We start from the raw sequence: 18,570 nt of genomic DNA on the forward strand, positions 1-18,570 counted from the left end.
CCCGGGCCTGGGGTGGCCGAAGGCCAGGGCGAAGCCCCTTGCCCCAGGGGTGGGCCTGCCGCTGGGCCTGCAGGCCACGACGGGTCAAGCACCGAAGGGACCCACACACCACACGACCCACCCCCGAAGCAGGCTTCGGTGGGCCCAGTGGGCGCCGGCCGCGCAACGCACCCGGCCTGCGCGTACCAACCTCACAACCCCACCCCCAGCCTCCTCCCCCCTCCTCTCCCTCCCCCATTACCCCCCCGCACGATCACCCAGCCGACGCAGGCGGCGGACTCATGGCCCAGCGGATGGTGGCGGTCACCGCCGCGCCCGCCGGCCGTACGCACCACCGCTCGGCCCGCGGCAGCAGGGGCAGGCCCAGGGGTGCCCGGGCCCAGGGCGGCAGCAGGGCCACCGCGGCCGCCGCGAGCATCCCGTAGGGGACGCGCGCCGGCCACGGCAGCGGCGGCCTGAGCAGGATGAATCGGGCGGCGGCACGGGCCTCGTCGGTGCCGCGGAGCTCAGGCCGGTACGCGTCGAGGCGACGGGCCAGCTCGGCCGTCGTACGGGGCGGGCGTACGACGCCCAGCGCCTCCCCGACCCGGCCGGCAGCCGCCACGTACGCGTCGCACTCGGCCGCGTCCAGGCGCCGGGCGCCGTACCGCTGGTGGGCCCGCAGGAAGCTGTCCACCTCGGCGATGTGCACCCATTCGAGCAGGTGGGGGTCGCCGGCCCGGTACGGTTCGCCCCCGGGGGTGCGACCGCGGACCCGCTCGTGAACCGCCCGTACGCCGTCCACCGCGCGCTGAGCGTCCTCGGCGGTCCCGTAGGTGGTGTAGGCGAGGAAGGTGCTGGTGCGCTGGAGCCGGCCCCAGGGGTCGCCGCGGTAGCCGGAGTGGGCCGCCACCGCGGCCATCGCCAGGGGGTGCAGGGACTGCAGGAGCAGCGCACTCAGCCCGCCCACGAACATGGAGGCGTCGCCGTGCACGCGGCGGATCGGCTCGTCGGGCCCGAACCAGCGCGGGCCGGGCGTGCCGTGGATGCGCTGCCGGTTCTCCGGGCCCGAGGGGCCGGCGACACGCTGGAAGAGGGCGTCGCCCAAGCGGTCCCGCGCCCGCGGCGGCGCCAGCCGGTACAGAGCGGCCGACCGGTTCACGGTTCAAGTGTCGCGCGGACGGCCGGTGCCGGGAAGCCCCGTGCGGCAGCGGCGCTTCCGCGAAACCGGTGGAACCTAGGTCTTGGGCGGGTGAAGACTGGACCGATGACCCCGACGACCCCGACGACCCCGACGACCCCGACGACCCCAATGACCCTGACGACTCCCGAGTCCCCCGACCCCAAGGCCGACCTGCACTTCTACCTCCAGTCCGCCCGGGACGCCCTGCTGTGGAAGCTGGAAAGGCTGTCCGAGTACGAGGTCCGGCGGCCGATGACGCCGACCGGGACCAACCTGCTGGGCATGGTGAAGCACGCGGCGAGCGTGGAACTGGGTTACCTGGGTGACACGTTCGGGCGGCCGTCCGGCGAGTCGCTGCCGTGGGTCGGAGAGGACGCGGAGGCCAACGCGGACATGTGGGCGACGGCCGCGGAGTCCCGCGAGGACGTCGTGAGCCTCTACCGGCGTGCGTGGGCACACGCGGACGCGACGCTGGAGGCGCTGCCGCTGGACACGGTCGGCCGGGTGCCGTGGTGGCCGGAGGGGCGGGACGAGGTCACGCTGCACCACGCCGCGGTGCGGGTGATCTCCGACACCCACCGGCACGCCGGCCACGCGGACATCATCCGCGAGCTGATGGACGGCGCGGTGGGCATGAACGAGGGCAACACCAGCATCCCGTCGGACGACACGGCCTGGTGGAAGGAGTACCGGACCCGTCTGGAGCGCGTGGCGCGGGAGGCCGACAGGCGGGCATGACGCCGGTTCCCGGCGGGTGGCCGGCCCGGGAATCGCAGCCGGGGCTGCATGGGCCGGGCAGCGCGGGGCAGGCGCACGGGGAACAGGGCGACCGAGCGCCCGGGAGCAAGCGATGAGCCGTGCGGCGCGCAGTACGACGACGGGGCCACCCCGGACCCGGCCTCCGGCCCGGACCCGGGCCCGGCTCCGCCCCCGAGCCCCCGGAGGCGGACGGTGAACGGCCCTGCGCCGGACCGGCCCGACGAGGCCGGGCCCACGCCCCTCCCCGACCCGCCCCTCCCCGACCCGCCCGTGCCCGATCCGGCCGCACCGGACCTCAGCCCACCCCGCCCACCCACACCCAACCTCGGCCCACCCGGCCCCACCGCCTCCCACCGGATCGCGCCCCACCCCACCCCCAACGCCTCCCACCGCATCCCGCCCGACCCGGGCGGCCAGAGCCCGCAGGCAGCGGCCTCCGACGACCGGTCACCGGACGATCACTCGCCGGACGCCCTCTCCCCGGACGCCCTCTCGCCGGACGATCACTCCCCGGACGCCCTCTCGCCGGTCGACCGGCCACCGGTCGACGAGGCGCCGCGCGGACCAGCAGCCGGGGACGGGGCGTTCGACGAGCTGCTCGCCGACACCGTGCGCCGGACCGGGGCCTCCGCGGGCGGGGTGTACCTGCTGGACAGGGCGCGCGGGGCGGGCGGGGAACTGGGGCTCGCCGTGGTGTGCGGCGTGCCGTCCGAGGTGGCGTGGCCCTGGCGCCGGCTGCCGTTGGACGCGCCGGTCCCGGTGGCCGAGGCGGTGCGCGAGGACCGGCTGGTGTGGGTGGGTTCCCAGGACGAGATGGCCCGGGGTTACCCACGTGCCGCCGCCCGTCTCCCGTACCGGTTCGCGCTCGCCGCAGCCCCGCTGCCCGGCCGGAACCGGTGCTGGGGTGCGCTGCTTCTGCTGTGGCCGGCCAGCCACCCGGCGACGGCCAGCCGGCGCGAGCAGAGCCACATCGCCCAGGCCGCGCGGCGGGTGGCCAGGTTCCTGGACGACGCGGTACCGCCGCCCGCAGTGCCGGAAACCCCCCGCCGGGTGCCGACCGGTACGGCGCTCCGACCGGCCGGCGGCCAAGCCCTGCAAGCCGCCGCCGACTACACCGAGCGCCTGCCCGAAGGGGCGCTGGGGCTGGACCTGGAGGGCCGGATCACCTTCCTGAGCGGGCAGGCGGAAGAGCTGCTGGGCCGCGGAGCCGACCGGCTGCTCGGCACCCGGCCCTGGCACTCCCTGCCATGGCTGGACGACGCGGTCGTCGAGGACCACTACCGGACCGCGGTGATCAGCCGGGATCCGGTGGCCTTCAGCGCCCGTCGGCCGCCCGAGACCTGGCTCCGCTTCCAGCTGTACCCGGACGCGAGCGGGATCAGCGTACGGATCACCCGCGGCCACGAACCGGAACCCGAACCGGAACCAGACCCCAAACCCAAACCAGAACCAGAACCAGACCCGAAACCGGAACCCAGCCCCAGCCCCAGCCCCAGCCCCAGCCCTGGCCCGAGCCCCAGCCCGAGCCCCACCCCCGTCGCACCCCCGGCCGCCGAAAGCGCGGATACGGCGGCGGAGGCCCTGCCCCCGACGCCCGGCGGCGCCCGGGCGGGCCGGCTGTACCAGCTGCTGCACCTGGCATCGGCGCTGACCGAGGCATTGGCCGTCCGCGACGTGGTGGACCTGGTCGCCGACCAGGTGCTGCCCGCGTTCGGCGCGGACGGCCTGGTGCTGTCGGCCGCCGAAGCCGGACGTCTGAAGATCACCGGCCACCACGGCTACGACCGCGAGACCATCGACCGCCTCGACGGCCTGCCGCTGGACACGCTCCTCACCCCCGCGGGACACGTACTGGCCACGGGCACCCCGTCGTTCTTCGCCGACGCGCGCGAGATGGCCCGCCGTTACCCGACCGCCCCGCAGCTCAGCGGCAAGCAGGCGTGGGCCTTCCTGCCGCTGCTCGTCTCCGGCCGGCCCGTCGGCGCCTGCATCCTCTCGTACGAGCGGCCGCACGTCTTCAGCGCCGACGAGCGCGCCGCGCTCACCTCACTGGCCGGTCTGGTCGCCCAGGCCCTGGACCGGGCCCGGTTGTACGACGCCACGCACGACCTGGCCCGCGGCCTCCAGCAGGCGCTCCTGCCGCGCAGCGTGCCCGCCCTCCCGGGCCTGGCGGCCGCCGCGCGCTACCTGCCCGCCAGTCACGGCATGGACGTGGGCGGCGACTTCTACGACCTGATCCGGCTCGGGCCGGACGCCGCGGCGGCGGTCATCGGCGACGTACAGGGGCACAACGTGGCCGCCGCCGCTCTGATGGGGCAGGTGCGCACCGCGATCCACGCCACGGCGGGAGATCCGCCGGACGAGGTGCTGGCCCGGGTGGACCGCGTGCTGGCCGACCTGGAGACCGACCTGCTGGTGTCCTGCCTGTACGGACACGTCGACCTGGCCCGCCACGAGGTGCGGCTGGCCGGCGCGGGGCACCCGCCTCCGCTGCTCGCCCGGCCGGGCCGGCCCGCCTCCGTGGTGGACCTCGACCCCGGCCCGCTCCTCGGGATCGCGCCGGGCTTCTCGTACCCGGTCACGGTGCTGGACCTCACCCCGGGCACCACGCTCGCCTTCTACACGGACGGGCTGGTCGAGTCCCCCGGGACCGACCCCGACCGGGTCGCCGCGGAGCTCGCCGGGATCCTCGCGGCGCACGACGGCGAGGAGCTCGACGGGCTGCTCGACAGGCTCCTGGGGCACGCCCGTCCCGGCGGCCACCACACCGACGACATCGCCCTGTTGCTGATGCGGGCGACCGCCACGGGCCTGGACTGACCACCGGCTTCGCCCTCCGCGCCCTCCGCGCCTCCGCGCCCTCCCCGCCCCCGCGCCTTCCACGCCCTCCGCGCCCTCAGAGCCGGTCGGCGTGAAGGCTCAACGGACTTCCTGGATGCGGATGAGGTTGCCCGCCGGGTCGCGGAAGGCGCAGTCGCGGATGCCGTACGGCTGCTCGGTCGGCTCCTGGACGACCTCGGCGTCGGCGTCCTTGACCTTCGCGAAGGTGGCGTCCAGATCGCGGGTGGCCAGCAGGATCCAGCCGAAGGTGCCCTTGGCCATCATCTCCGAGATGGTGCGGCGCTCGGCCTCGGTGATCCCGGGATCGGCGGCCGGCGGCGTCAGCAGGATGCTGACACCCGGCTGGTCGGCGGGGCCGACCGTGATCCAGCGCATCGTGCCCTGGCCGACGTCGCCCCGTACTTCGAACCCGAGCACGTCGCGGTAGAAGACCAGGGAGGCGTCCGGGTCGAGGTGCGGGAGGGAGGTGGTGTTGATGCTGATGTCCATGCGGCCCAGGCTAGGCGGGGCCGGCCGCCCCCCGCTCCTCCGCCCCGGCCCGTGCGCGGGCGTGTCGTTCCGGTGGCCCGCGGTCCGTCCGGACGGACCGCGCGGTGGTGCCCGGCCGGACAGCCGGCCTCAACCCACCCGCCAAGCGCAGCACAGCCCGGCCGGACAGCCGGCCTCAACCCACCCGCCGGGCCAGCACCTGGCCCGGCCAGCCGTCGGAGTCGAAGGACTCGGTGGGGGTGAAGCCGTTGCGCCGGTACCAGGCGACCAGTTCGCCCCCGCCGCCCGCCCAGCAGTCGACGCGCAGCAGGTCCACCCCGGCCCGGCGGGTCTCTTCGGCGGCACGGGCCAGCAGGGCGGCCCCGATGCCCCGGCCCGCCTGGCTGCGGTCGGTGACCAACAACCGGACGTACCGCTCGGGTTCACCGGCCGGCGGGATCGGCAACAGGGGGCTGGGGCCGGAGTCCAGCACGAGGGCGCCGACCGGGGTGCCGTCCCGTTCCGCGACGTACGGGGCGTTCTCGGTGGTGTACCGCAGGACCCTGGCCGGGCCGCCGGGCTTCTGCGAGTACGGGGTGGTGCCCCACTGCCCGGTGTTGCCCCGGGCGTTCATCCAGGCCACCGCCCCGTCGAGCATGTCCAGGATGGCGGGGGCGTCGTCCGGGCCGCCCGGGCGGATCCGTATGCCGTTCGTGCTGTCGTCCACGGCCGGAGTCCAGGCCGCGTCCCTCGGACCGGCGGACGCGGCACCGGTCCGGTGGCGACCGAGGGCGCGGCTCGTGACGTCCCGGGCCCCCGGCACGTCACGAGCCCGTGGCGTGGCCCGGTACCGGGGGCGGTTCCGCGGCCCACACGTCGGGGCCGCCGCCGCGCCAGTCGACGAGGAGGGGGTCCTCCAGGTAGATGTCGTCCCGGTGCAGGCCCGACCGCTCCAGGAGGAGGATGAGGTCCTCGGTCCCGTACACCGGGCCGAGCAGCCCGCCGTTGACCCGTACCCGGCGCCCGCCGCCTTCCTCGGGCGGGTAGACCACCACACGCTGCTTCGTGCTCATGGCACCAGCGTCGGGCCCACCCCGCCTGCTCGCACCCCGAGAGGGCGGGCGTCACACCGCGTCACGCGTCACCGGAGGTCGAGGCGCATCACGACGCGGGGGTGGCCCGCCAGGACCGAGGTGGTGTCGGCGGCGTGGGTGAAGCCGGCCCGCTCGAAGTTCCGGCGCAGTCCGGCGTAGGCCATGGTGAGGTCGACCTTCGCGTCGCCGTTGTCGAGGGGGTAGGCCTCGACGGCCGGGGCGCCGTGGGCGCGGGCGAATTCGACGGCGCCGGCGATGAGGGCGTGCGAGATGCCCTGCTTGCGGTGGCCGGGGCGGACGCGGATGCACCAGAGCGACCAGACGGGCAGGTCGTCGACGTGCGGGATCTTGCGGCTGCGGTCGAAGGAGGTGGCGGAGCGCGGGGCGACGGCGGCCCAGCCGACCGGCTCGTCGCCGTCGTAGGCGATCACGCCGGGCGGCGGGTCGGTGCGGCACAGCCCGGCGACGTACTCGCCGCGGGCCGGGCCCCGCAGCTCGTTGTTGAGCTTGGCGGGGATGCGGTAGCTGAGGCACCAGCAGACGTTGGCGTCCGGTGACTTCGGCCCGACCAGGGTCCGCACGTCCTCGAAGACCGTCGCCGGGCGCACTTCGATGCTCATGCGCCCACCCTGCCACGCCCCGCGCCGAGCGGGGGCAGGGGGGCCTGGGTGCCCCTGGGCGGGACCGGTCAGTTTGCGATCGGAGACACCGCGACGCAGGCGCCGGCGGTCGCGAGGCCCTGGGCGGTCTGCTCGGCGATCACCTTGCCCTTGTAGGTGATCTTGCACGCGACCTGGGCGCCGGTGACGTCGGCGGCGACGGGCATGACCGAGGCGGGCATGATTCCGCGCAGCGTGACCGTCTTCTTCCACGGGAGCGCGGCGCCCTTGACGGTCTCCATCTTCGGGGCGGTGGCCGTGCCGCCGCCGGCCGCGAACTCGATGTACTCCACGCCCTTGCCGGTCACCTCGTACGTCACCTCGTAGGTCTCGTCGACCGCCTTGTCGATCGCCTTGTCGACCTGGCTGGTGGCCTCGGAGGCGGAGCAGGCGGTCACACCGACCAGAAGGGCGGCGGCGACGAGGGCGGTACGGGCGGGCCTGGAGCTGAGCACGGGGTGTTCCTTAGGGAGCGATCAAGACGACACGCGTACGCAATCGCAAAAGATCCGTAAAGTCAAACCGGAACTGGTGCTCGCCGTCGAACCGGCCCGGCACCCCGGAGTGGCCGAGCCGGCGCAGCTCGGTGCCGGGCGCCACGGCGAGCACCCGCGGGCTGAGCGCCTGCGGTCAGCGGACCGCCCCGGTGGGCCGGTCGGCGCGGCACCTCTCGCGCTCGGCGTCCGTCAGCGGGCCGGTGCGCTGGTAGACGCGGTCCGGCAGGCCACGGGCCGGGCCGTCGAAGGTGCCGGTGAGGGTCTGGGCGCGCCCGTCGCCGTCGGTCACGGTGAAGGTGGCCGTGCCGGACTCGCTCGCGTGCTCCACCTCGACCCACGACGCCTCGCCGGGCCTGACCTGCTCGTTGAGGGACCGGTCCGTGTACTCGCTCCAGGTGAAGCGGGTGGGCCTGCGCGTCCCGTTGGCCGCCTTGCCCGCGGCGAAGTCGGCGCGCCCGGGCCGCGTACCGCTCAGCGAGCGCTGGCGTTCCACCGTCTGCCGGGTGCAGTTGACGTACACGTCGCCCTCCTGGTGTGCCGGGCCGTACCGCCGCTCGCTGCCGGCGACGGCCACCAGGACGGTGCACGGCCAGCTGCCCTTCGCGTCCCAGCACTCCCCGTACAGGCCGCTGTCGAGGTCCGCGGCGTGCGCGGGGGTGGGGGCGGCCGGGGCGAGGAGCAGCGCTGCGCTCGCGGCGGCCAGGGCCGTGGTGATGAGGGTTCGCATGATCCGCTCAACGCCACGTGCAGCGGGGCGCGTTACGTGCGGTCCGCGACGACCACCCCAACGGCCCAGCGCACCGGGGTCACGGACGGCGCTCGGCGTCCTGCGGGATGCCGGAGCCGGGGCGGTGCGCGCGGACGAAGAGGTGCTCCTCGGGTCCGGCGACCGGGCTGTCGGGCTGGAAGACGGCGGTGTGCCGGTGCAGCACGGTCAGGCCGAGGCGCTCCATCCGGGCGAGGTAGTCCTCGGCGGTGAGGCTGCTGACGTTCATCTGCCGGCCCATCCAGGTGATCGGCGCGTCGCGCAGGTCGCCGGGGACGGTGGCGAACAGCAGGTAGCCGCCGGGCTCGATCCAGGAGGCGATGCGCTCCAGGGAGGACGTCACGTCCTCGTACGACATGACGAGCAGCGGGAAGAACGCACAGACGGCGTCGAACCGCCGGCCCGGGCGGTACGTGCGGACGTCGGCCAGCTCGAAGGTGGCGTCCGGCACCTGGGCGCGGGCGAGGCCGACCATGGCCGGCGAGACGTCGATGCCGGTCACGCGGCAGCCGGCCCGGGCGAGGACGGCGGCGACGGGCCGCCCGGTGCCGGAGCCGACGTCCAGCACGGCGGCCCCGGCCGGCAGCCGGTCCACCAACCAGTCCAGTGCCGCGTCCTGCCCGGGCAGCCGGGCAAAGGCCCGCTCGTACTCGCCGCCCAGCCCGTCGAAGACCTCGGCCGCCGACATCGCACCCTGCTCGTCCACCGCACACTCCCCACACTCACGCGACACCACTTGCAGCGCTGCACCACTGCACTACTGCACCACCGCACCGGCCACCATCTGACGGCCCAGCACCTACCACACCCCGCCCCCGTCCGAAGCCGGCCGCACCGCCGGCCCACCCCAACGGAGGCAGACCGGCACCCGGCCCGGGCGGCGTGCGGCGACCGGGGTAACCCCGGCGCTCCAGCCGTCGTTGCCGTGCCGGCAAGGGGTGTCCGGGGGGCATGGAGGGTGGTGTGTGGTGGAGCTGTTCCGTCTCACCGGTGCGTCGTGTCTGGTCACCGGCGCGGCCAGTGGCATCGGGCGGGCCACGGCCGGGCTGTTCGCCCGGATGGGGGCCCGCGTCACGGCCTCCGACGTGGACGCCGAGGGACTGGAGTCGCTGCGGCGGGAGTGCGCGGGCGCGGTCCACGCGCCGGTGGTGGTCGTCGGGGACGTGTCGGACGCCGCGGACGCCGAGCGGATGGTCGGCACCGCGGTACGGGAGCACGGGCGGCTGGACGTACTGGTGGCGAACGCCGGGATCATCCCGCTCTCGGACGTCCTGGAGACCAGCGCCGAGGACTGGGACCGGGTGATGGCGGTCGACGGCCGGGGCATGTTCCTGACCTGCAAGTACGCCATCGCCCAGATGACGGCGCAGGGTTCGGGCGGGGCGGTGGTCTGCGTGTCGTCCGTGTCCGGTCTGGCGGGCCAGGCGCGGCAGGCCGCCTACGGGCCCGCGAAGTTCGTCGCCACGGGCCTCACGAAGCACCTGGCCGTCGAGTGGGCGGCACGCGGCATCCGGGTCAACGCGGTCGCGCCCGGCACGATCCGCACCGAGCGGGTGCAGCGGCTGGACGACGAGCCGGGCGGCCCCGAGTACCTCGAGCACGTCGTCGCCATGCACCCGGCCGGCCGCCTCGGCGAGCCGGACGAGGTCGCCCGGGCCATCGCCTTCCTGGCCTCGGACGCCGCCTCGTTCATCACGGGGGCGGTCCTGCCGGTGGACGGCGGGTACCTGGCCCAGTAGGCCGGGCGTCGGACGGGGCCCTCAAGGGGCCGTGCCGCCCGGGGTGATGACGAGCGCACGGGGCTCCGCCCGTACCGCGGGCGGCAGGCGGAGCGGGTGGCGGCCGGGGGTGAGGGAGCCGAGGACGCGGGGGCCCGACGCGCCCGTACAGGGCGGTGCGTTGCCCGGCAGCCCCAGGAGCGTGAGGAACCCGAGTACGGCGAAGGCGTAGGCCTCCTTCGCCTGTGCGGGGAGGCCGAGTTCGTCGGACGTGCGGAGTGCGGCGGCGCCCAGTTCCCGGCGCAGCCCGGCGGTGAGCACCGGGTTGCGGGACCCGCCGCCCGAGAGGATCACCTCGGTGACGCCGAGCGGGTGCACCGCCCGGGCCACGGTCCTGGCGGTGAGCAGGGTGAGGGTGGCGACCACGTCCGGGGACGGACCCGGGAGGCCGGCCGCGGCCAGGGCGGCGCGCAGGTGGCCGCCGTGGAACAGCTCCCGGCCCGTCGTCTTGGGCGGCGGCAGACGGTAATACGGCTCGGCGAGCAGGACCTCCAGGAGCCGCTCGTCGCACTCCCCCGCCGCAGCGATCCGGCCGTCCACGTCGTGGCCGAGGCGCCCGCCGGTCAGCTCCCGTACGGCCGTGTCGATGAGGGTGTTGCCGGGGCCGGTGTCGAAGGCCACCGGCGGGCCGCCGGGCGGGAGTGCCGTGAGGTTGGCGATGCCGCCGACGTTCAGCGCCACGGGTACGCCCGGCCGGCCCCGGAGCCACAGCAGGTCCACCAGGCTGACCAGGGGCGCGCCCTGGCCGCCGGCCGCGATGTCGCGGGGCCGGAAGTCGGCGACGACCGGGCGGCCGGTGGCCTCGGCGATCCAGGCGGGCTGGCCGAGTTGGAGGGTGCCGTGCACGCGGCCGTCCTCCGCCCAGTGGTGCACGGTCTGGCCGTGCGAGGCGACGAGGTCGGCGGTGCCGCCGCACAGTTCGCGGTCGGCGAGGACGGCGGTCTCGGCGAAGGCCCGGCCGATGAGGGTGTCCAGTCGGCACACCTCGCCCATCGTCACCGCGCCGTCGGGCGCCAGCGCCCGGAGCAGGAGGTCCTGGAGGCCGGGCGGGTACGGGCGGCTGACCATGCCGAGCGGGGTGAGGCGCAGGGCACCGTCCTCGGCGACGAGTTCCGCGGCGTCGGCGTCGATCGCGTCGCAGGAGGTGCCGGACATCATGCCGATCACGCGCACGGGGGCTCCCGGGGTGGCAGGGGGACTCATCGCAGCGGCCGCCGGTGGTCGTCGCGGCCCAGCGTGCAGAGGGCGGGCAGGCTGAGGGCGCAGGCTCCGGCCGCATACAGGGCGGGGATGTCGGTGCGGCCGGTCCACTCGGCGGTCCTGGTGATGACCAGCCCCGCGCAGCCGGCGAACAGGGCGTTGGCAAGCGCGTACGCCGTACCGAGTCCGGTGCAGCGCACCCGGGCCGGGAACATCTCGGCCAGCATGGCCGGGCCCGGGCCGGCCAGCAGCCCGACGGGGGCGCCCGCGACCAGCACGGCCGCACCCTTGGCGGCAGCGGGCTGTCCGGGGTCGCGGAGGACCGCGAACAGCGGTACGGCCAGCACGATCACCAGCACGGTCCCGGTCAGCAGCACGGCCCGCCGCCCGATCCGGTCGCTCAGGACGCCGGCGGGCACGATCGCGGCGGCGAAGGCGGTGTTGGCGCGGACGGTGGCGAGCAGCGCGTCCCGGTACGAGGCGCCGAGCGCGGTCTGGAGGTGGGAGGGGAGCACGACGAGGAAGGCGTACCCCGCCCCCGACCAGCCGACGATCCTCCCGGCACCGAGCAGCACGTCGCGCGGCCGCAGCCGCCGGTCCGGGCACGCGCCGGGGTCCGCGCGGAACTCCGGGGTCTCCGGCAGCCGCAGCCGCAGCACCAGGGCCGCCAGACCGAGGGGCAGGGCGAGCAGGAAGGCGACGCGCCACCCCCACGCGTACAGGGCGGCCTCGGGCAGCACGACAGCGAGCACGGCCGCCGTACCCGCGCCGGCCAGCAGGCCCAGCGCCACGGTGCAGGACTGCCAGGACCCGTACCGGCCGCGGCGGCCCGGCGGGGCGAACTCCGTCAGGACGGACACCGCTCCCCCGAACTCGCCGCCCGCGGAGATCCCCTGGAGCACCCGCAGGGCGGTGAGCGCGACGGGCGCCGCGACGCCCGCGGCCGCGTGGGTGGGCAGCAGGCCGATGGCGGTGGTGGCGAGCGTCATCAGCGTGACGGCGGTGACGAGCGCGGGCCGCCGCCCGACGCGGTCGCCCAGCCGGCCGAGGAGCAGCGCACCGAGGGGGCGGAAGAAGAAGGCGAGGGCGGCATAGGTGGCGACCAACGGCCCGGAGCCGCCCCCGCCCGCGGCCGGGAAGAAGGCGGCGGCCAGGACCGGGGCGAAGTACCCTTGACATCCTCTCCGCCCTAAAGGACAAGGCCGCCCGCTGCGGGCCCTGTTCGACCTCCTGCGCGGGCCGGCGTCCGCGATCCGCACCACCGGGGCCCGCTTCAGCGGCCTGCTCGTCGTCGCGATCGACGGCACCTACCTCGACGTACCCGATGATCCGGCCACCCGGCAGGCCCTGGGCAAGGGCTCCAACCAGTACACCGCCGCGTCCGGATACCCCCAGATCTGCCTGACCGCCCTGGTCGCCTGCGGCACCCGCGCCGTCATCGACGCCGCCTTCGGCCCCCGCACCCAGGGTGAGACCACCTACGGACAACGTCTGGCACGCTCCCTGCACCCCGGCATGATCGTCCTGCTGGACCGCGGCTTCGCCACCAACACCTTCCTCCAGGCGGTCACCGACACCGGAGCAGCCTTCCTGGCCCGGCTCTCCGCCCTCCGCAAGCCGCCCGTCCTGCGCCGCCTGCCAGACGGCTCGTTCCTGTCGAGGATCGGCCCGGTGGATGTCCGCGTCATCGAGTGCGAGATCACCATCGCCACCACGGCCGGAGCCCACACGGGCGTCTACCGCCTGGCGACCACCCTGCTCGATACCCGCGCTCATCCAGCCTCCGAGCTGGTCAAGCTCTACCACGAGAGGTGGGAGGTGGAATCGGCCTACTACGCGCTGAAGAAGACCATGCTCGGCCGACGTGTGCTGCGGGCCCGCACGCTGCCGGGCATCGCGCAGGAGGTCTACGCCCTGCTGACCGCCTACCAAGTGATCAGAATCGCCCTCACCGACGCCACCGGCACCGCCCGCATCGACCCTGACCGGGCCAGCTTCAGCATCGCCCTCCAGACCGCCCGTGACCAGGTCATACAGGCCGCAGGCGTAATCGCCGACACAGTGATCGACCTCGTCGGCGCCATCGGCCGGGCCGTTCTCGACCAGCCCATGCCCGCCCGCCGCCTGCGCGTCAGCCCCCGCGCCGTCAAACGCCCCCTGTCCCGCTACGCCTACAAAAGCCTCCGCGTCGACCGCCGCACCTACAAAGCCACCCTCAGCGTCAACATCCTCTTGCCAGGACCGATCAGCCCTTAACTTCACGGCCTTGCCCTAAAGGGCAAGGCCGCGACGACGAGCAGGCCGCTGAAGCGGGCCCCGGTGGTGCGGATCGCGGACGCCGGCCCGCGCAGGAGGTCGAACAGGGCCCGCAGCGGGCGGACACCGAGGCGGGCACGGGCATGCCATAAGGCCGTCGCGGTGACCTTCGGTATCGGCAGAGCGTCCAGCGCGGCGGTGAGCTTGGACCACACGGCCGTATAGCCGCATTCCTCGAACAGCGCGGCGGCCAGCAGGAGGTAGACCACCACCCTGGCCGGGAGCTTTCGCAGCCGTTGCTGGGCCGCTCCGGTCTCGGCAAGCACCGCGTCGACCATCTCGAACGGCACGATCTGCGTCAGCCCGCCCAGATGGCCGGGCGCGAACACGCCTGCGGCTACCGCGATCTCGCGGCTGATGACACACTGGCCCGACAGCGGAGCCTCCGGTCTGTGTGAACGACATGTCTTGGTCGACTGTCAGTTCTACCGGGGCTCCGCTTCCTGCGTCAGGCCATCACCAAAGCCACCGCCCCACCAGCGCAAACACCCCTAACTTCACGGCCTTGCCCTAAAGGGCGGAGCACTGGCCAAGATCAGAGGTGGACGCCGAACTCGTACCACTCGACGAAGTTGCCCGAGCCGCCCGCGACCAGGGCCCGGCGCCCGGCGGACCGGCCGGTGGCGGACGGCAGCGTGGAGGTCGTCACCCAGGCCGGCTTCCCGCCGGCGGTGCGGATCCACCCGGCGGACGCACCGGAGTCATCCGAGGGTCGCGTGAAGCCGAGCCCATGGGCGCCACGTTCTTTACGGGATGTTGGTGGCCGTCTCGCAGGCGAGGGCGATGTCGGCGCCGTCCTTGCCGTCGCAGGTGTCGGCGGCGTCCGCACCGCCGTCGAGTACGTCATTGCCGCCCTCGGCGGCGGCAGGGACCGCCTCTCCGGGCGTGGCGGCCGGGGCGGGCGTGGCCGCACCCGGAGCGGGCGCCGGGCGCGGCGGGCGCGGGGCGGGGGTGCCGGTGTTCGGCTCGTCGCGCCCGTGCGCGACGCGCCCGGAATTGCTGTCCCCGATGAGGTCGTCCTTGCCGGGGCCGCCCACCAGCACGTCGTTCCCGCTGCCCGTGGCACGGGACTCTGCCGAGGAGTCGCCGGTCATCTGGTCGTCCCCGGCACCCCCGTCGAGGATGTCGTTGCCGCCACCGGAGGCGTCGATGCCGCCCCTGCTGTCGCCGACCATGTGGTCGTCGCCGTCGCCGCCGTACACGATGTCGTTCCCACCGCCGGAGGCACTCGCTCCGAACGCGATGCTGTCGCCGCCGACCCGGTCGTTGCCCGGCCCGCCGAAGACGATGTCGTTCCCGCCGCCCTCCACCGGGGTCCGGGTGGAGATCAGGTCGCCGCGTACCAGGTCGCCGCCCTCGCCGCCGTCGACCTGGTCGTTGCCGAGGCCGCCGGCGAGGCTGTCGTCGCCGCCGAGTCCGCAGATCAGGTCGTTTCCGGCGCCGCCGTCCACGATGTCCGCACCGGCAGATCCGATGATCACGTCGTCACCCGCGGTACCGGTGATCGTCCCCGACCCCGTCAGGGTGGCCGCCCGTCCGAAGCAGAGGTTCTCCTCGGCTCCGACAGCCGAGCCGGGCACGGCGAGGGCCAGCAGGACGACGGCCGTTGCCACCGTCAGGGATGTGCGGCGGTTCATGACAGCCTCCGGTCTCGCCGGGCCGCCGGTCGGCCCCGGGATCGCTGTGGACCCTAGGACGCACCGCCTCCCCATTCAACGAGATTCGTACCTATACCGCCCTTTTGCCCCCTATCGGCCCTAAGCGGACGCAGCTCGGGAAACGGCGAACGGACTCGAATCGAGCCCCCGCAGCAGTTCCCCAGGACCCCGGTACACGGTGACCGGCCCCGCCGCCGTCAGCTCCGCATCCGACACACCGCCGGTGAGGAGACCGATACAGGGCACGCCGGCACGGGCCGCGGCCTTCACGTCCCAGACCGTGTCACCGACGAACACAGCCTCCTCAGGCGCCGCGCCGGCCAGCTCCAACGCCCGTTCCACCAGATCAGGAGCCGGCTTGGTGGCGTCCACATCGTCGGCGGAAGTGGCAGCGTGCACCACGTCGTCGACGCCGAGCGCCTTCCTGATGGCCGCCACCTCGTCCGCCGACGCAGAACTCGCGAGGACGATCCGCATTCCCCGGGCGGCCACGGCGCGCAGCAGGTCGGATGCCCCCTCAAGCACGGGCAGCGCATCGAACCAGGTGGCGTACAGAGCATGATGGGCGTCGTCGAGCGCCTGGTCCTGACGGTGGTCGTGCCGGGCACCGAGAAGGTGGTCGAGGAGCTTGTCGCCCCCCATGCCGACGGCCCGGTGGATCTCGGCCATCGGAACCTCGTGGCCGTGCTGGTGCAAGGCCTGCCACCAGGTCAGGGTGTGCAAGTAGTTGGTGTCGACGAGGGTGCCGTCCAGGTCGAACAGCGCGGCTCGCGGTCTGCCCGGCGTACCGGACGCGGATCCCCTCGTACCGGCGGTGCCTCGGTCGGTGGTGCTGGTCATGGTCTCAACTCCAGCTCGCGGACATGAGCGGCGCACGACAACGCACCCTGCGCCTGCCCGTCGACGCCGGGCGCATGCCCCTGCACCCGGACGAACACTCCGCGTCACTCGCCTTGGCTGCCCTGGTGGGCCGTGTGGTGTGCGGGGGAGGTGCTTGAGGCGTCGTGGCAGGCCGGTCCGGAGGCAGGCCCGGGCCTGGGGTGGCCGAAGGCCAGGGGCGAGCCCCCTTGCCCCCGGGGTGGGCCTGCCGCTGGGGGTACCTCCCAGCGGTAGCTGAGGGAGGCCTGCAGGCCACGACGCGTCAAGCACCGAGGGGACCCACACACCACACGACCCACCCCCGAAGCGAGGGTCGGCGGCCCAGCGGAACAGAACGGCACCCCAAACACCGACCTCCCCACCCCCCTGAAGCCAACCTGACGAGCACCCGAGCACCTGAGCACCCGAGCACCCGAGCAGTCACCGCCTCCCCCTCACTCACCCCCTCACGACCACGAAGCCGCAATCAAGGACCGCTCCGCCGCCGAAAGGTGAACCGCCGAGGCAAGCCAAGCCCGCGCGTACCGGTCGGCCGAGCTGTCCGTGAGGCGCCCGAAGGCGTCCCGGGTACGGCGGTCCGCCTCGGCAGCCAGGGTGCCGGCGAGCTCGGCCGCCGTACCGAAACCGGCCCGGCGGAGCAGGTCGGGCCGGCTGACCGGTTCGCCGCCGCGGGCTGCCTCGGCCACCGCACGGCGTCCGCCCGACACACCGGACTCCAGCAGCCGCCGCACCCGCCACAGCGGGGAGTCGGCGAGCAGGTCGGCCCCGGGATCGACGGCCAGGGGCACGGAGCCGGGCGCGCCCGCGGGGAGGTGCTCGCCCTGGAGCAGGTCGTAGCCCAGGTCGGCCCGCCCGAGCCAGGCATCGGGGAGCCGCAGGGTGAGCTCCGCCCCGGGGACCGGTCCGACGGCAACGGGACGCAGGGTGGCGGCCCGGTCGAGGTCGGGGCGGCCCAGGACCCGGATCCGTAGCCCGGGGCAGCCGGCGAGGCGGCGGAGATTGGCCACGAACGGGAGGTCGGGGTGCGGGTGGGCCGGCAGCAGGCGCAGCAGCGGTGCGCCGTCGCGTACGGTGCCGTCCGGCGACAGTTCGCGGACCAGGAGGTGGTCGGCGTACGCCCCCACGACCTCCACGTCACAGCCGAGCAGCTCCGACCGGCCCTCGTACCCGGACCCGTCGGCCTGCCGGTCGGCGACGGCCTGCCGGTCGGCGACGACCTCAGCGGCGGGCCGGGAGAACAGTGCGGCGATGGGCTGGTCGGTCCACGCGAGGCCGGGCAGCGGAGTGGCCTTGACCCCGCGGCCGGCGCCGAGGCGGCCGTCGGCGGAGACGGTGGCGCCGACGACCAGCAGCCCCCCGCGGGCCAGTCCGGCGTGGTCGAGCACCGCGCCTCCGATGGCCACGGACGCGGAGCCCGCGCCCCTGGCACGGGCGAGGCCGCCCGGCTTCACGTCGGAGACGGACAGACGGGCACCGTCGGGCGTGAGCAGGTGGGTGACCACGCCGCCGTACCCCGTGGCGGACAGCACGGGTTCGCGGCACAGGCCGTGTACGCGCACACTGCCGCCCGGCCGGTACGCGCGCCGTCCGGTGCCGACGAGTGCGGGGTCGGGGGTGCCGGCAGCCAGCACAGCACTGACCAGCAGGAGTTCGCGGTAGGCGGCGGTGAGGGCGGCCAGCGGCTGTGTGGCGCCGCCGTCGCGGGCGGCGCGCAGGCCGCGTACCAGGCGCAGAGCGGCCGCCTCGGCACGGGGCAGTCCCGCGACCCGTGCGCTGTGCGCGGCACGGAGCAGTTCCGCCTGGACCACGGCCCCGGAGGCCGGGACGCCGGCGGCCAGCGCGGTGGCGGCCGCCTCCCAGAGGGCTCCGGCGGCGGTGACCTGGCCGTCGGTGAGGGGCTCGGGGGCCCCCGGCACCTGATCCGCGGGGCCGGGGTCACCGGGTACCGATGGCCGGGACGTAACCGACCCGGCCGTCGGGGCCTCTCCCCGGCCCGGCACGCGGGCCGACGGAACTCCCGCCGCCGCCTCAACGCAGGCCTCGGTCCCTGCCCGTACCCCTACGCCTGCCCCGGACCCGGCCCCGACCCCTGCCCCTCCCTCGGACTCGCCCCCTTCCCCCGCCTCGGACCCGGACTCGGACCCGGCCCCGGCCCCGGCCCCGGCCCCGGCCTCAAGCCCCGCATCATCAACATCATCCGCGATCGGGGCGGCACCGAGCACGGCAGTACGGTGCAGACAGCGCGGCGCGAGCAGGCAACCGCACACCGCCTGCCCGGCGGTGGCGATCACCCCGGCGTCGCCAGGTCGAAGGGTGACCACGGTGTCCTCGCCGAAGCAGACCGTGACCGTACCGTCCGGACCGGCCACCGCGGCCCCGGCGCACTCGGCGATGGCAGCGTCCAGCTTCTTCCGCAACCGGGCGGTGAGGCCCTCGACGGCCTCGGCCAGCACGACGGGAGCCACCGGCGGAAGGCCGACGGACGCCCCAGCC

At 74.9% G+C, this 18,570-nt stretch carries 18 protein-coding genes; 4 read left to right on the forward strand and 14 right to left on the reverse strand.

Going from position 1 to position 18,570, the window contains the following annotated elements:
* Nucleotides 1-253 precede the first annotated feature (253 nt).
* Nucleotides 254-1,123 carry an oxygenase MpaB family protein gene (locus ACIF6F_RS33630; protein ID WP_399956209.1) on the reverse strand — a complete coding sequence of 290 codons (870 nt, stop codon included), beginning with the start codon at nucleotides 1,121-1,123 and terminating at the stop codon, nucleotides 254-256.
* A 168-nt stretch (nucleotides 1,124-1,291) separates the two neighbouring features.
* Here ACIF6F_RS33630 and ACIF6F_RS33635 point away from each other — a divergent pair, with 168 nt between their 5' ends.
* Together ACIF6F_RS33635 and ACIF6F_RS33640 are read left to right on the forward strand one after the other, a co-directional pair.
* The gene (locus ACIF6F_RS33635) at nucleotides 1,292-1,900 is read left to right on the forward strand and encodes a DinB family protein (RefSeq protein WP_399956212.1); all 609 of its coding nucleotides are present in this window, start codon (nucleotides 1,292-1,294) and stop codon (nucleotides 1,898-1,900) included.
* A 615-nt stretch (nucleotides 1,901-2,515) separates the two neighbouring features.
* Entirely contained in the window at nucleotides 2,516-4,741 is a 2,226-nt protein-coding gene (locus ACIF6F_RS33640; RefSeq protein ID WP_399956215.1) for a SpoIIE family protein phosphatase, read from the forward strand.
* Nucleotides 4,742-4,840: 99 nt separating this feature from the next.
* Here ACIF6F_RS33640 and ACIF6F_RS33645 read toward each other — a convergent pair whose 3' ends face one another.
* From ACIF6F_RS33645 to ACIF6F_RS33675, 7 genes are all read right to left on the reverse strand, one after another.
* Nucleotides 4,841-5,251, reverse strand: a complete 411-nt coding sequence (locus ACIF6F_RS33645) for a VOC family protein (RefSeq protein ID WP_399956017.1) — start codon at nucleotides 5,249-5,251, stop codon at nucleotides 4,841-4,843.
* Nucleotides 5,252-5,426: 175 nt separating this feature from the next.
* Nucleotides 5,427-5,957 (reverse strand): GNAT family N-acetyltransferase, encoded by a 531-nt coding sequence (locus ACIF6F_RS33650; protein ID WP_399956021.1) that lies wholly within the window; start codon nucleotides 5,955-5,957, stop codon nucleotides 5,427-5,429.
* 97 nt (nucleotides 5,958-6,054) lie between these two features.
* Entirely contained in the window at nucleotides 6,055-6,303 is a 249-nt protein-coding gene (locus tag ACIF6F_RS33655) for a hypothetical protein (RefSeq protein WP_399956024.1), read from the reverse strand.
* A gap of 68 nt (nucleotides 6,304-6,371) precedes the next feature.
* Entirely contained in the window at nucleotides 6,372-6,944 is a 573-nt protein-coding gene (locus ACIF6F_RS33660; protein WP_399956028.1) for a GNAT family N-acetyltransferase, read from the reverse strand.
* Between the two features lie 68 nt (nucleotides 6,945-7,012).
* Nucleotides 7,013-7,438, reverse strand: coding sequence for an MmpS family transport accessory protein (locus tag ACIF6F_RS33665; protein ID WP_399956032.1), 426 nt, complete (start codon nucleotides 7,436-7,438; stop codon nucleotides 7,013-7,015).
* A gap of 175 nt (nucleotides 7,439-7,613) precedes the next feature.
* On the reverse strand, nucleotides 7,614-8,207 hold the full coding sequence (locus ACIF6F_RS33670) for a hypothetical protein (RefSeq protein WP_399956034.1): 594 nt from the start codon (nucleotides 8,205-8,207) through the stop codon (nucleotides 7,614-7,616).
* A gap of 79 nt (nucleotides 8,208-8,286) precedes the next feature.
* Nucleotides 8,287-8,952, reverse strand: coding sequence for a class I SAM-dependent methyltransferase (locus ACIF6F_RS33675; RefSeq protein ID WP_399956037.1), 666 nt, complete (start codon nucleotides 8,950-8,952; stop codon nucleotides 8,287-8,289).
* A 262-nt stretch (nucleotides 8,953-9,214) separates the two neighbouring features.
* On the opposite strand from ACIF6F_RS33675, the gene ACIF6F_RS33680 reads away from it, so the two are divergent.
* A complete protein-coding gene (locus ACIF6F_RS33680; RefSeq protein ID WP_399956041.1) occupies nucleotides 9,215-9,985 on the forward strand; it encodes an SDR family NAD(P)-dependent oxidoreductase in 771 nt (256 codons plus the stop codon).
* 21 nt (nucleotides 9,986-10,006) lie between these two features.
* Here ACIF6F_RS33680 and ACIF6F_RS33685 read toward each other — a convergent pair whose 3' ends face one another.
* Entirely contained in the window at nucleotides 10,007-11,197 is a 1,191-nt protein-coding gene (locus tag ACIF6F_RS33685) for an anhydro-N-acetylmuramic acid kinase (protein WP_399956044.1), read from the reverse strand.
* A 26-nt stretch (nucleotides 11,198-11,223) separates the two neighbouring features.
* The gene (locus ACIF6F_RS33690; RefSeq protein WP_399956218.1) at nucleotides 11,224-12,522 is read right to left on the reverse strand and encodes an MFS transporter; all 1,299 of its coding nucleotides are present in this window, start codon (nucleotides 12,520-12,522) and stop codon (nucleotides 11,224-11,226) included.
* Here ACIF6F_RS33690 and ACIF6F_RS33695 point away from each other — a divergent pair.
* The gene (locus ACIF6F_RS33695; RefSeq protein ID WP_399956221.1) at nucleotides 12,476-13,480 is read left to right on the forward strand and encodes an IS4 family transposase; all 1,005 of its coding nucleotides are present in this window, start codon (nucleotides 12,476-12,478) and stop codon (nucleotides 13,478-13,480) included. The two genes, ACIF6F_RS33690 and ACIF6F_RS33695, sit on opposite strands and share 47 nt — an antisense overlap.
* A 2-nt stretch (nucleotides 13,481-13,482) precedes the next feature.
* Here ACIF6F_RS33695 and ACIF6F_RS33700 read toward each other — a convergent pair whose 3' ends face one another.
* The 4 genes from ACIF6F_RS33700 to ACIF6F_RS33715 all read right to left on the reverse strand — a co-directional run bounded on the left by ACIF6F_RS33700 (nucleotide 13,483) and on the right by ACIF6F_RS33715 (nucleotide 17,993).
* Entirely contained in the window at nucleotides 13,483-13,869 is a 387-nt protein-coding gene (locus ACIF6F_RS33700) for a transposase domain-containing protein (protein ID WP_399956047.1), read from the reverse strand.
* A 417-nt stretch (nucleotides 13,870-14,286) separates the two neighbouring features.
* Nucleotides 14,287-15,177, reverse strand: coding sequence for a calcium-binding protein (locus tag ACIF6F_RS33705; RefSeq protein ID WP_399956050.1), 891 nt, complete (start codon nucleotides 15,175-15,177; stop codon nucleotides 14,287-14,289).
* 120 nt (nucleotides 15,178-15,297) lie between these two features.
* Nucleotides 15,298-16,038 carry an HAD family hydrolase gene (locus ACIF6F_RS33710; protein WP_399956053.1) on the reverse strand — a complete coding sequence of 247 codons (741 nt, stop codon included), beginning with the start codon at nucleotides 16,036-16,038 and terminating at the stop codon, nucleotides 15,298-15,300.
* Between the two features lie 485 nt (nucleotides 16,039-16,523).
* On the reverse strand, nucleotides 16,524-17,993 hold the full coding sequence (locus ACIF6F_RS33715; RefSeq protein ID WP_399956056.1) for a hypothetical protein: 1,470 nt from the start codon (nucleotides 17,991-17,993) through the stop codon (nucleotides 16,524-16,526).
* Nucleotides 17,994-18,570: the final 577 nt, after the last annotated feature.

Origin of the sequence: Streptomyces sp. NPDC086023 (assembly GCF_044540325.1) — a bacterium.
Lineage (GTDB): Bacteria > Actinomycetota > Actinomycetes > Streptomycetales > Streptomycetaceae > Streptomyces.